General features: G+C 51.0%; 9 protein-coding genes. 8 read left to right on the top strand and 1 reads right to left on the bottom strand.

Features of this window, described 5'->3' with window-relative positions; all coding sequences use genetic code 11:
* Positions 1–66: 66 nt before the first annotated feature.
* From yidC to JMW05_RS06235, 5 genes are all read left to right on the top strand, one after another.
* Positions 67–1,746 carry a membrane protein insertase YidC gene (gene yidC / locus JMW05_RS06255; protein WP_201504475.1) on the top strand — a complete coding sequence of 560 codons (1,680 nt, stop codon included), beginning with the start codon at positions 67–69 and terminating at the stop codon, positions 1,744–1,746.
* Positions 1,747–1,895: 149 nt separating this feature from the next.
* Positions 1,896–3,299 carry a tRNA uridine-5-carboxymethylaminomethyl(34) synthesis GTPase MnmE gene (gene mnmE, locus JMW05_RS06250; protein WP_201504474.1) on the top strand — a complete coding sequence of 468 codons (1,404 nt, stop codon included), beginning with the start codon at positions 1,896–1,898 and terminating at the stop codon, positions 3,297–3,299.
* Positions 3,300–3,337: 38 nt separating this feature from the next.
* The gene (nrdR, locus tag JMW05_RS06245) at positions 3,338–3,805 is read left to right on the top strand and encodes a transcriptional regulator NrdR (protein ID WP_201504473.1); all 468 of its coding nucleotides are present in this window, start codon (positions 3,338–3,340) and stop codon (positions 3,803–3,805) included.
* Positions 3,806–3,875: 70 nt separating this feature from the next.
* Positions 3,876–4,940 (top strand): bifunctional diaminohydroxyphosphoribosylaminopyrimidine deaminase/5-amino-6-(5-phosphoribosylamino)uracil reductase RibD, encoded by a 1,065-nt coding sequence (gene ribD, locus JMW05_RS06240; RefSeq protein WP_227691462.1) that lies wholly within the window; start codon positions 3,876–3,878, stop codon positions 4,938–4,940.
* Between the two features lie 351 nt (positions 4,941–5,291).
* Complete coding sequence (locus JMW05_RS06235) at positions 5,292–5,963, top strand: riboflavin synthase (protein ID WP_201504472.1); 672 nt, start codon at positions 5,292–5,294, stop codon at positions 5,961–5,963.
* 63 nt (positions 5,964–6,026) lie between these two features.
* Here JMW05_RS06235 and JMW05_RS06230 read toward each other — a convergent pair whose 3' ends face one another.
* Positions 6,027–8,864 (bottom strand): response regulator, encoded by a 2,838-nt coding sequence (locus JMW05_RS06230; protein WP_201504471.1) that lies wholly within the window; start codon positions 8,862–8,864, stop codon positions 6,027–6,029.
* Between the two features lie 331 nt (positions 8,865–9,195).
* Here JMW05_RS06230 and fmt point away from each other — a divergent pair, with 331 nt between their 5' ends.
* From fmt to thrC, 3 genes are all read left to right on the top strand, one after another.
* Positions 9,196–10,263 carry a methionyl-tRNA formyltransferase gene (gene fmt, locus JMW05_RS06225; protein WP_201504470.1) on the top strand — a complete coding sequence of 356 codons (1,068 nt, stop codon included), beginning with the start codon at positions 9,196–9,198 and terminating at the stop codon, positions 10,261–10,263.
* Between the two features lie 48 nt (positions 10,264–10,311).
* Positions 10,312–11,781 (top strand): transcription antitermination factor NusB, encoded by a 1,470-nt coding sequence (locus JMW05_RS06220; protein WP_201504469.1) that lies wholly within the window; start codon positions 10,312–10,314, stop codon positions 11,779–11,781.
* A 158-nt stretch (positions 11,782–11,939) separates the two neighbouring features.
* Positions 11,940–13,358: a threonine synthase gene (gene thrC, locus JMW05_RS06215; protein WP_201504468.1), complete on the top strand. Its 1,419-nt coding sequence runs from the start codon at positions 11,940–11,942 to the stop codon at positions 13,356–13,358.
* The last annotated feature ends 37 nt before the right edge of the window (positions 13,359–13,395 follow it).

Here is a 13,395-nt window from a genome sequence, read left to right as displayed (position 1 = left end):
TGCTGCCCTATTGTCGCGTTAAGCAGCCGTGATCTACGTCCTTATGGTTCACTCTAGGAAAGGTTTATGCAAAAGATATTTCGGGTGATGATCATCATTGCGATGCTAATCACCGCTTATCTGCTGATTTTGGCATGGCGTGATGACTATGCAGACGCGCCAGCGGTCGATGCGGTGCCAGAAACGACAACCTCAGTAGGTGCTGATATTCCCTCATCCACAGGTGCGGTCGGCGACATTCCCGCACCAGCACCTTCAGCGGACACACCGCCAACTGCTGCCCAGGCGCAGGATGGTGGGCTGATTACTGTGGTGACGGATCGTTACGACATTAAGATTAACCCGCAAGGGGGCGATATCGTCTATGCAGCACTCAAGCAATACGATGCCACGCTCGACAGTGAAAAGCCGTTTGTCTTACTAGAGAGTGACAGCAATCGTGTATACGTGGCGCAGTCTGGTCTGATGGGCGTCAATGGTATCGATACTGCGGCAGGACGTGCCAACTACAGCCATGATGCCAATCGCTATGAGATGAAAGAGGGTCAAGAGACGCTGTCTGTGCCACTGACGTATGAAAAAGACGGCGTGACGGTGACCAAGACCTTTACCTTTACGCATGACAAGTATCCTATTGACGTCCGTTATCAGATTCAAAACCGCTCAGATCAGCCGTGGCAAGGTCAGCTGTTCGCGCAGCTAAAGCGTGATGACAGCTCAGATCCTGGTATGGCAAACAAGGGTGCGCTTAGCATGGCGACCTATCTTGGCGGTGCGTGGGGCACACCAGATGACCCGTACAACAAGCTAAAGTTCAAAGACTTTAATGATGGCGAGCTGACCGTGTCTAGTAAAGACGGCTGGGTCGGTATCGTGCAGCATTATTTTGTGTCTGCATGGACGCCAAGCAACTTTACCGGTCAGTTCTTTAGCAATGAAAACAATGGCGATTACTTTATTGGCTTTAAGAGTGAGCCTGTGAATATCGCTGCCAATAAGCAGTTGACGCTAGATGCCACGCTGTATACTGGCCCTAAAGTCCAGTCTGAGCTCAAAGATGTGGCAGTTGGTCTGAATAAGACGGTCGATTACGGTCTGCTATGGCCCATCTCTAAGGTCTTGTTTGCGCTGCTAGAAGGCATTCACAAAGTGATTGGCAACTGGGGCTGGTCAATTATCGTTCTGACCATCTTGGTTAAGATTGCCTTGATGTGGTTTTCAAACAAGAGCTACTACTCTATGGCGAAGATGCGTGCGATTGCACCGCGTCTGCAAGCGCTTAAAGAAGAGCATGGCGATGACCGCATGAAGATGTCTCAAGAAATGATGAGCATCTACAAAGAAGAGAACGTCAACCCGATGGCAGGCTGTCTGCCCATCTTGATGCAGATGCCGATTTTCCTAGCCTTATACTGGGTATTGGTTGAGAGTATTGAGCTGCGCCACGCGCCTTGGATTTTATGGATTCGTGACTTGTCTGCGATGGATCCATGGTTCATCTTGCCGCTATTGATGGGTGTGTCGATGTTCGTGCAGCAGCAGCTTAACCCGCAGCCGACCGATCCGATGCAAGCCAAATTGATGAAGTTCTTGCCGATTATCTTTACCGCTTTCATGTTGTTTTTCCCAGCAGGTCTGGTACTGTACTGGACCGTGAACAACTTGTTTAGTATGACGCAGCAATATATCGTCAATAAAAAGGTGCAAGAAGAGCAAAAGCGCCGCACGGTAAAAGTGGTTGATTAAACCAAATCCTATTGCGTCATAAAAGAGCCACCGCCCTTGCGGTGGTTTTTTTATGGCGGTGTGTTGCACAGGGGCGACGAAGTTTGTTTTGTCAGCACTGGCGTTGGCGTCTATAATGGGGTATTTAAAAATACCATCATAGGCTTATTGTGACTGTATCTGCTAGCACATCTTCTTACGCGCCGCAGGCGACCATTGCTGCGATTGCCACGCCACTTGGGCGCGGCGGGGTCGGTATTATCAGACTCTCAGGCGCACGCGCTTATGACATCGCGTGTCAGCTCACAGGCAAAAAGACATTTACGCCGAGGCTCGCCAGTTTTTGTCGTTTTTATCAAGCGGACGACAGCGTGATTGATGAAGGGCTGGTACTGTATTTTAAAGCGCCGCATTCGTTTACGGGCGAAGATGTGATTGAGCTACAGGGGCATGGCGGAACGATATTGCAAAGTCTGCTACTCACTCGCGTGTTTGAATTGGGCGCGCGTCAAGCCAATGCAGGCGAGTTTTCTTATCGTGCGTTTGATAATGACAAGCTCGATTTGGTGCAGGCAGAAGCCATCGCTGATGCCATTGATGCGACCAGCGCCGCCGCTGCCAGTAGCGCCATTCGCTCATTAAGTGGTGAGTTTTCGACCAAGATTAATGCACTGCTTGAGCAGTTGATTCATTTGCGCTTGCACGTGGAGGCGGCGATTGATTTTCCTGATGAAGAGGACGTGGATTTTTTATCAGATGGCGTGATTCAAGACAAGCTGGAGCAAACGCAAGCACAGATTGCTCAAGTGTTGGATACTGCAAAGCAAGGTCAGCTGTTGCGTGACGGCATTCACGTGGTGTTAGCAGGTCGTCCTAATGCAGGCAAATCAAGCTTACTGAACACTTTGGCAGGACAAGAGCGCGCGATTGTCACCGATGTGGCAGGGACAACCCGCGACACATTACAAGAAACCGTGGTATTAAAAGGGCTGACCCTGCATTTGACCGATACGGCAGGGCTGCGAGAAACAGATGATACCGTCGAGCGCATCGGTATTGAGCGCGCGCATGCCGCCATTGCCCAAGCCGACTTGCTGCTGATGGTCTATGACCGCACGCGTGATATCGCAGGTACAGACGGCGTATTGGCATTGGCTGAGCAGCTGTTTGGCGAGCTGCCTGATGCCAAGCGCCTGCTCATGATTGCCAATAAAAGCGACTTGTTAGATGACGGTGATGACGCTGTTCTTGTCAATAAATCAGGTTATACGCATGTTAATGTTTCATGTGAAACCAATCAAGGCATTGATGTGCTGATTGATGCGCTGTGTGAGCGGGTGGGTTTTCATCCTGCCGAGAACAGCTTGATTGCGCGTACACGGCACTTGGATGCGCTCAGACGTACCAGCGCGCATTTGGCTGCCGCGCATGAGCAGTTGGTCATCTTTGCTGCAGGTGAGCTGGTCGCCGAAAGCCTACGTCAAGCCCAACAAAGCCTCGGTGAGATTACAGGCGCGTTCAGTGCTGATGATTTATTGGGCAAAATCTTTGGCAGTTTTTGTATTGGCAAATAATGCCACCAACCGCTTTTGCGGATAATAAGAGGTAACATATGCACTGTCCGTATTGCAATGCATCCGAGACCAAAGTCATCGATTCACGCCTTGCCGCTGATGGCGCACAGGTACGCCGTCGTCGCGCCTGTAGCAACTGTCAAGAGCGTTTTACCACCTTTGAGATGGTTGAGGTGGTGATGCCAAGAATCATCAAATCTAGCGGCAAAATTGAGCCGTATGACAATGAAAAACTGCGCCGCTCGGTCATGTTGCCCCTGCAAAAACGCCCCATCACCATCGATGAGCAAGAAGCGATGATCAGCCGTATCGAAAAACGCGTGCGCCAAATGGGTGAGCGCGAAATCAGCAGCAATGTGCTTGGCGAGATTATCATGAGTGAGCTCAAAACCTTGGACGATGTCGCCTATGTGCGCTTTGCCAGTGTGTACCGCGACTTTCAAGACATTGATGCCTTTCAGCAAGAGCTGGCCAATATCAGACCCACTGACAAAAAAGGCGAATAACGCGCGCGTTTAATGTAGGCCGTTTGCATAATGCGGCTATTTTTTTAGATGGACATGGGGCGGATAAGCGATGGGCAATGAGATGCGTACTGAACAACAAACACAGGCCGCTGATCGTTATTTTATGATGCTCGCCATCGAGCAGGCAAAGCGCGGTCTGTATACCACCCGCCCCAATCCTGCGGTGGGCTGCGTTTTGGTAAAAGACGGTCATATCGTTGGACAAGGCTTTCACCCAAAAGCAGGGCAGGGTCACGCAGAAGTGTACGCACTCGCTGAGGCTGGAGACGCCGCGATTGGTGCAACCGCGTATGTCACCCTAGAGCCATGCAGCCATACAGGACGCACGCCACCATGTGCCAAAGCACTGATTGCCGCAAGGGTCGCCCGCGTGGTGGTTGCAGGGCTCGACCCCAATCCGCAAGTGTCGGGGCGCGGCGTCGCCATGCTCGAAGCCGCAGGCATTAAAGTGACGGTCGGCGTGATGACCGAACAAGCAGAAGCGCTCAATACAGGCTTTTTAAAGGCGATGCGCACGCAAATGCCCTATGTGCGCCTCAAAATCGCCACCAGTCTCGATGGACGCACCGCGATGGCGGATGGCAGTTCAAAGTGGATTACCTCAGAGGACGCGCGCCAAGATGTCCAGCATCTGCGCGCACGTAGCGGGGCGATTATCACAGGCAGCCAGACCGTGATTGCTGATGACCCTGCATTGACGGTACGCTCACACCGACTGGGTGTAGATTTGAGCGAGATTCCTGCGCCTAAGGTGGTGGTGCTCGACAGGCGCGCGCGTTTAACCCCCTCTGCCGATGCGCCGTATCAGCTGTGCCGCCGTGATGCGACCGTATTTTGGCGTACAGACGACTTGACCGCGTTGCTACGCGACTTGGTGCAGAGCCATCAGTGTCATGACGTGCTGGTCGAAGCGGGCGCACAGGTCGCGGGCAGCTTTTTGGCGCAAGGGCTGGTCGATGAGCTTATCGTTTATCAAGCGCCGTGCTTGCTGGGCAGTGCAGCACGCCCGATGGTCACCTACCATCCGCTGTCGCTTGCTGAGCAGCTGCGCTTTGATTGCGTCAGTCATGAGCGCATCGGCAGTGATATGAAGCTGGTATTCAAGCCTGTATAAGCGTCGCGACCTGCTTTTTTAGATGTGTTATGGGCTTGATTTTATGCCAGCGTGGATAGCGTTTATAAATTGTTTTATAAAAAAGGTTTCACATGGAACGGGTGCTAAGCTGTGTATAACTTTATAAAATAGGTTTCACATGGAACATTGCCTGCTCTGTTATTTTAAAAATATATAGATAAAAACCTTATTTATCAGTAGCTTATATATAAAACGATTGCTTTAGATTAAGACTGTGAAACCAAAAGAGTCTTGTGGATAACTTCTTGAATTACTGTGAAATCTATGCAGTTTTGCTTGCCATAAAAAAGTTATCCACAGGGTTTTCCAACAATGAGTCATGAGGGTGTTATGTTCACAGGTATTATTGAGAGTATGGGCACGGTCAAAGCCATGCAGCCCACAGGCGGGGACATCCGTTTGGTGATTGAGTCGGCCAGTTTGGACTTTAGTGATGTGTCTTTGGGCGATTCTATCGCGGCCAATGGCATCTGTCTGACGGTGGTTGAGTTTGGCAACGACTACTACGCCGTTGATGTTTCACGTGAAACGATAAAGCGAACTGCGTTAGCGACATTGCAAGTGGGCGACAGCGTCAATTTAGAAAAAGCCATGCTGCCAACCACCCGTTTTGGTGGGCATATCGTCGCAGGTCACGTGGATGGCGTGGGCACAGTAAAGCTGCTAAAAAAAGACGCACGCTCTATCTATATTGAGATTGAGATACCACAGGACTTGGCGCATTATACGGCGACCAAAGGCTCTATCACGCTAGATGGTATCAGTCTCACTACTAATTTGGTGCGTGATAATATTGTCTGCTTGAACATCATTCCGCATACCGCGCAGATGACCAATATTGCCAAGCATTGGTTTGTGGGCAGCAAGGTCAATTTGGAAGTGGACATTGTCGCGCGTTACTTGGAGCGTTTGTTGCTAAAGCCGCAGACCAGTAGCGATGTAGCAAGCACCCAAGGCGGTATTGACGAAGCCTTTTTGGCAAAGACAGGCTTTTTAAAATAGTAGATACAGCACTGTCGATACTTGGTTATGAAAAAAGCGCAAGCGTTACTGTTTGCGCTTTTTTTATGCGCCTTTGATGGCCAAAAACTGTTGCAGGGTCTCTTGCAGTTTGTTTTTATTGACAGGTTTGGTCAAAAAGCCATCCATCCCTGCTGCAAAACAGGCTTTGCTGTCCTCATCGCTGCTGTTGGCGGTCAAGGCAATGATGGCGATGGTATCGCCTTGCGCTCGGATGGCTTGGGTTGCCTCCAGACCATCCATCACTGGCATGCGGCAATCCATCAAAATCAGATCAATCTCATCGCGCTGCTCGGCAAGCGTGGTCAATGCTTGCTGACCGTCAGCGGCAACGACACTGCGATAGCCGAGCTTTTCGAGCATTTTTACCGTGATTTTTTGATTGGTCAGGTTGTCCTCGACCACCAAAATCAAAGGTACGGTATCGGGGCGCTGTTTTTTGGGCGACTCGGTGGCAGCCTCAATAGCGGCAGGCGCAGTCGTTACTGGGGCTTCTGGTGGCGGGGTTAGGGTTTTGCGTTTGTCTTTGGTGACACGGGTCAGCTCAGAGAGCAGCAAGGTCACGTCCAAGGGCTTGTTCAAAAAGCCGTCAAAACGCTCAAGGAGTGTCGATGGGATGCCGCGCTCAGGCTTCATGCTGAGCAGCAACGTTGGCAGTGCTTTGTTTTGGCACAGCGGGGTGAGGGTGTCGGTGTCCTCTGTGTCCTCAATCCTGTCTTGATAGCGCATGTAGTATTCATAATCTAACAGCAAAACGGGCGCATGGGTCTCTGAGGGCGCTGCCAGCAAGTGCTCGATATACGCGTTTGCCGCTTCATCAAACCCTTCAAAAATCTGCGCGCTGACAGACAGCTGCTGGCACAAACGCGTGAGGTGCGCGCTATTGACCGCTTGATTAACAATCGCCACCAGATGTATCGATTGCATGGCAGATGAGGTGGGGTATACCAGCTGCGCCTGCTCTTCATAATAAGGCAAGTACAGATGAAACGTACTGCCGACGCCCGTTTTGCTCTCCATACGGATAAAACCGCCAAGCAATTGAGCAAAGTTACTGGAGATGGCAAGCCCCAATCCAGAGCCGCCAAACTGCTGACCGATATGGATGTTGGCTTGACTAAAATAAGAAAACAGACGCGCCTTTTCGTCTGAGCGAATGCCGATACCTGTATCCTCTACGCGTATGTGCAGCCAGTGATTGGGCGCATGGCTGTGGTGTTTTTGCCACACCCTTGCCGCTTGTAATGCTAGGGTGTGTTCGGACGCGCTGTCTGTATCTTTGGCATCACTGTCCTTATCTTGCACCGTATGCGTGACGAGGTGTTTGACGTGCTCTGTGCTGACGCGCTCAACAATCAATGCCACATAGCCTGTCGAGGTAAACTTAATGGCATTATCGAGCAAATTGAGCATGATTTGTCGCAAGCGGCTGCCGTCGGTGTACAGCTGGCGCGGCGCATCGGGCATAAAGAAATGCAGCAGCTCAATATTGTGTCGCCGTGCGTTGGCGGCCATCAGGTCGCACAACTGCTGACTGAGCATCAGCAAATCGACATTGTCATAGCTGGTATCGAGCTTGCCTGCCTCTAGCTTTGCCATGTCGAGCATGTCGTTGAGCATGGTCAGCATAAACTGACTTGAGTCACTGAGTGTGTTAAACATCTCTTGTTCATGATCGGACAGACGAGAGATATTGACAGTTTGCAAGGTACTGATGATGGCGTTCAGTGGCGTGCGCAGCTCATGCCCCAGCACGGATTTTAGGCGGCTCATATCCGAGAGCTGCTCGAGCAGTTGTTTGTTTTGTTGTTGCAGCTGCTTTTTTTCATTTAAAAAATGCTGGACGTTATCGAGCACCACTGTAAAGCCATTGATTTGCCCATGCTCGGTGAATGCGGGCGTGATGTGCAATTGATAGGCTTGTTTGTCCAGTGCGCCATAGACCAGTAGGGTGCGGCTCACGCGCAGCGACTCAGGACGCGCAAGATACTGCTGGGTCGCCTTATCACTGCCAATCACAAAATCGGTCAGGACATACTTAGCATCACGACCAAAAGACGTGGTAAAGACCTGCTCAAAGCGCTGGTTAAAAAAACTGACCTGTCCGTGCCGAGAGACCATCAACATCGGTAAAGGCGCGCGCTCGACCAAACGCTCAAGGCGGTGATTTAAGTTCTGTATGCGTCGATGCTTGCTGTTTAACTGATAACTGATGCGGCTTAAGGTGTAGCCCAAACGCAAAAATTCGGAGGTCGACTCTGCGTCATCGAGCGGTGATGGCGTGTAGCTGTTTTTGGTATTGGTGGTGATGCTCTCCGCGTACGTCAACAAGCGACCCCAACTGTCGCGGCGATGCAGCAAATAAAGCAGGGTCATCAGAAATAAAATAAGCGCGGTAATCAGCGGCAGCCAAGTCTGATAGCTGAGCCAAGGAATGGTCGGATGCTCATTGTAAATCACCGCATACAGCTGCTGACCGTCTTGCAAATTTAGATGACCAGTCAAGTAGTGATGATTGACGCGAAAGGCGCTGGTGTTCGCGGTGGCTTGGTTGCCTACGGTGGGAAAACTGATGGTACTGACGTCTTTTTCGTCAGGATTGATGTGGCGATATACCGAGGTCTGCCCTGAGGGCTGCATAAATATCAGCTGATAACTGATGTCTTTAAATATAGGGCGCGTTAGGATGCTTTTGATACTTTGGTCGTTAGGCACACCCAAAATGCTGAGTTCATGCACAAGGGTAGAAAAAATCACTTCGCTATGTTTTTTGCTGGCGTTTTGCATGGTCAGCAACATCATGGCGTAGTACAACACCAGCATAATGAGCAGCGTCACTGTATAAAAAAGGAGCAGACGTTTTAATGACTGATACTGTCTCATGGATAACAATCCTATCTTTACGCATCGGACACGCAGATATTCAGGCTGGTGCGTCATCACTGCGCATCTGACCTTAAAGTGCCTTATCAAAGATTAAAAGTAGCACAGCTGCCGTGCAATGTGATACAAAACTTTGTGGCGATATAAAATAACTACAAGATTGTGGATGTGCTATGGCGATACTGCGCGGGTCATAGCGCCTATCTTATATGAAATTGGCGCGCTCGTGCAGCAGGCGGGCGCGATATCGCCAAGAGCAACATGGCGCATCCCCCCAAACTTCCTTATAATAGCCTCATATTTTCGTCATTGATACAGTGTGCCCAAGCTTATGACAGACGCGACCATCCAGCCTTCTTCTACCACAGGTAATGCCCGTTTGCGGGTTGTTTTTGCAGGTACGCCCGACTTTGCTGCCAGCAGCTTGCAGGCGTTGATTGCCAAGCAAGATGCGCTCAATATCGATATTGTGGCGGTTTATACCCAACCTGATAGAAAGGCAGGACGCGGACAAAAACTGACCCCGTCCGCCGTCAAGGCTGCGGCACTCGAGCATGGCATTACCGTTGAGCAGCCACTCACCTTTAAAAAATCGGTGGAAGAGGGGCAGCAAGCGCGCGCAACCTTGCGTGAGTATGCCCCCGATGTCATGGTGGTGGCGGCGTATGGACTGATTTTGCCCCTTGAGGTGTTAAACACCCCACGCTATGGCTGCCTGAATATCCACGCCTCATTATTACCGCGCTGGCGCGGTGCGGCGCCCATTCATCGTGCACTACTGGCTGGCGATAGCGAAACGGGCATCACCATCATGCAAATGGACAAGGGACTGGACACTGGCGACATGCTCTATAAAACCCATTGCCCGATTGAGAATGACGACACCGCGCAGCGGCTACATGATAAGCTCGCCGAGCAAGGGGCTGAAGCGATTGCCACTGTGCTTGCTGATTTGCAGACGTATCAAAACCAAGCGACAGTGCAAGACGATACACACGCCAACTATGCCGACAAGCTGGTAAAAACCGAAGGCGAGATTGATTGGTCGCAGCCTGCGGCAGTCATTGAGCGCCAGATTCGCGGTCTGAACCCATGGCCGGGCACTTATACCTTTTTAAATGGTCACCGCGTCAAAATATTGGCAAGCCTAGCGCTAAACGACAGCCAAATGACCGACTTGCCTGCAGGTACGGTGATTAGTATCGGACGCAAGGCCATCTTGGTCGCATGCGGCGCAAATGAGGCGCATCAAGGCAGCGATAGCAGTGATGACAAGAAAAACAGCACCCTCGCCCTCACCGAACTGCAATTTGCTGGCAGCAAGCCCATGAGCGCAGAGCAGCTGTGTCATGGCAACAAGCTCGATGACGGTGATGTGTTCGGTGGTCAGGCACTTTAATTTTTTTATAACCGATGCCTGATACGGGTGTTAAGGAAACCAAGCTTCATGAAATCCTCTTCTGTTTCGACCCCGCCCGCGTTATCTGTTCACGATATCCAAAAAGGCAGCGTGCGCGCGCGTGTGTTACGTACTTTGCTTTTGATTCAATCTGGGCACTCTTTGGCAGGTGTGCTTGAGCCGCTGCTATCGCGCCTGCCTGATGTGGACAGAAGCTTTGCGCACGCACTTTTATTGACCACACTGCGCCACTGGCACGCCACCGCGCGCCTCGTGGACAGCCTATCGGACAAGCCTATTGATGAGATGCCTGTCCGTGCCAGCATTCAGCTGGGCATCACGCAGCTACTGTATTTAGAAGTCGCTGACCATGCCGCGATTAACGAGACAGTCGAGGCGGTCAAAGAAATCGACTATGCGCGTGCGTCTGCCTTGACCAATGCCATCTTGCGTAAAGTCGCCAAAAACCCCAATAAATTCCGCAAAAAATGCAACAAAAACCACAGCTTGCCCAATTGGCTCGCGCAGCAGCTCAAGCAAGATTGGCTGCCAGAGTATGACGCGCTGACCCAAGCGCTGCGCCAGAGTGCGCCGATATTTTTGCGCGTCAATACCGCAGTGACGGATGTAGAGCACTATCATGCCGCGCTTACAGATGCTGAGATTGACAGCGCGCCTGTCACTTTGCGTACCGCTACCGCCGCTACAGAAACCGCACTCGAAGTGACCGCCTTACGTCTACAGCAGTCGGTTGCGATTCAGGCATTGCCTGACTTTGAGACTGGCGCAGTTAGTGTGCAAGATGCGCACGCCCAGCTTGCCGCCCCGATTTTGCAGCGTGCTTTGGCTACCACACCAGCAACCAAGCCTGTACGCCTGCTCGATGCTTGCGCCGCCCCTGGTGGCAAGCTGGCACATTGGGCAAACCTTTTGCAAAGTGACGTCAATGAGTTTCACGTGAAACATGACGATGCGGTAATCGCTGCGGATGAGATTCAGCTGACTGCGATTGATAACGAAGCCTCACGTATTGGTCGTATCAAGGACAATCTGGAGCGTCTGGTATATCAAAATGAAGATAAGCGCACGCCAAAGATAGATATCGTTTGCGCCGATGCGACCACATGGCAGGCAGCCAAGCCAAATTTTGATGCAATCTTATTAGACGCGCCCTGTACCGCGACGGGCGTTATCCGTCGTCATCCTGATATTGGCCTGCTCAGACAAGAAAGCGATGTCGCGCAAACCGTCGCGCTACAGGCAAAAATTTTGGACAATTTATGGTCACAGCTGAACGCAGGTGGCTACTTGTTGTATGTGACCTGCTCGATTTTAAAACAAGAAAACGTCGAGCAAATGCAGCATTTTATCAGCACCCACAGTGATGCGCGCGCCATCGACTTTAATGAGGATTGCAACTGGGGTATTGAGCAGACCATCGGTCGTCAGTGCCTGCCGCTAGATAATGACGGCGGCGATGGCTTTTATTATGCGCTGTTACAAAAGGCTGAGGCATAATCAAAGCCTGCGCTCCGCACTATTGATAAAGTGGATATATCAGCAAGTGTGTGTTGGCATTGGGTGTATAGATTGCTATCTTATGAGCACGCTTATGCCTTCTTGTCCGCACTCAGCGATATCAAGACAATGAAGTTAATCACCCAATAGGACACACCATGAAATATATCAGTACCCGTGGTCAAACCGAGCCCATGGATTTTAGCGATGTTTTGTTGATGGGGCTTGCGCCTGATGGCGGCTTAATGCTGCCAGACACCTATCCGCAGATTGACGATGCGACCCTGAGCGAGTGGCGCAACCTCAGCTATCCTGAGCTGGCACTCGCCATTATGTCGAAATTTGCGACCGACATCCCTGCCGCTGACTTAGAAGACATCATCACTCGCACTTATAATGCCGACACCTTTGGCAGCGCAGACATTACCCCTGTACGCAAAATCGAAGACAATCTGTATGTCTTAGAGCTGTCAAACGGTCCGACCTTGGCATTCAAAGACGTGGCGATGCAGTTTTTGGGCAATGCCTTTGAATACGTGCTTAAGCAAAAAAACAAGCGCATTACCATCATCGGTGCGACCAGTGGCGATACAGGCAGCGCGGCAGAATATGCACTACGCGGCAAAGAGAACATTGAAGTGTTTATGCTTTCACCGCACGGCAAAATGAGCGCCTTTCAGCGCGCACAAATGTACAGCTTAACCGATGACAACATTCATAACATCGCCATCAAAGGCATGTTTGATGATTGCCAAGACATCGTCAAAGCCTTACAGCAAGATGCCGAATTTAAAGCGCAGTACGATTTGGGTACCGTCAACTCGATTAACTGGGGACGCATCTTGGCGCAAATCGTCTATTACTTTAAGGCGTATTTTGCGGTCACTGACAGCAATGCGGACAAGGTCAGCTTTAGCGTGCCGTCAGGCAACTTTGGTAACATCTGCGCAGGACACATCGCCCGCGAAATGGGCTTGCCAATTGGTCGCTTGATTGTCGCTACCAATGAAAACGACGTATTGAACGACTTTTTTAATCAAGGCAAATACCAGCCCCGCGCCGCTGACAAAACTTATGTGACCTCAAGCCCGTCGATGGACATCTCTAAAGCCTCAAACTTCGAGCGTTTTGTCTACTTGCTGCTCGAAAAAGACACGCCGCGTGTACACGAGTTGTTTGACGGCGTCAAACAAGGTCAAGGCTTTGATTTGAGTGACGTGATGGATACCATCAGTGGTCAGTATGGCTTTGCTGCTGGCAAGTCAACGCACGCAGACCGCTTAGCGACCATCAAAGATTTGTATGAGACGCATCAAGATTTGGTTGACCCGCATACCGCAGATGGCATCAAAGTCGCCAAAGACTTGCAGCAAGTGGGCGAGGTCATTGTGTGCGCTGAGACTGCACTGCCTGCCAAGTTTGCCGAGACCATCACCGAGGCAGTCGGACAGATAGACATTGCGCGCCCTGCGCACACCGAGGGGCTAGAGGACTTGGCGCAGCACGTCACGGTGCTGGACAACGATGCCGAGCTGGTCGCTGAGCAAATCCGTGCACACGTACAGGCAGTCGCCTAAGTCATAGCGTAGCGTTTACTGTTTTATATTTAAGCAT

The organism is Psychrobacter aestuarii (genome assembly GCF_904846035.1).
Taxonomy (GTDB): domain Bacteria; phylum Pseudomonadota; class Gammaproteobacteria; order Pseudomonadales; family Moraxellaceae; genus Psychrobacter; species Psychrobacter aestuarii.
Note: the sequence above shows the minus strand (reverse complement) of the source record. Positions and strands in the feature narration are given on the sequence as shown.

Excerpts from the sequence above, each read along its gene's own strand:
- yidC (WP_201504475.1), top strand. The coding sequence starts at position 67 with ATGCAAAAGATATTTCGGGTGATGATCATCATTGCGATGCTAATCACC.
- nrdR (WP_201504473.1), top strand. The coding sequence starts at position 3,338 with ATGCACTGTCCGTATTGCAATGCATCCGAGACCAAAGTCATCGATTCA.
- ribD (WP_227691462.1), top strand. The coding sequence starts at position 3,876 with ATGGGCAATGAGATGCGTACTGAACAACAAACACAGGCCGCTGATCGT.
- JMW05_RS06235 (WP_201504472.1), top strand. The coding sequence starts at position 5,292 with ATGTTCACAGGTATTATTGAGAGTATGGGCACGGTCAAAGCCATGCAG.
- JMW05_RS06230 (WP_201504471.1), bottom strand. The coding sequence starts at position 8,864 with ATGAGACAGTATCAGTCATTAAAACGTCTGCTCCTTTTTTATACAGTG.
- fmt (WP_201504470.1), top strand. The coding sequence starts at position 9,196 with ATGACAGACGCGACCATCCAGCCTTCTTCTACCACAGGTAATGCCCGT.
- JMW05_RS06220 (WP_201504469.1), top strand. The coding sequence starts at position 10,312 with ATGAAATCCTCTTCTGTTTCGACCCCGCCCGCGTTATCTGTTCACGAT.
- thrC (WP_201504468.1), top strand. The coding sequence starts at position 11,940 with ATGAAATATATCAGTACCCGTGGTCAAACCGAGCCCATGGATTTTAGC.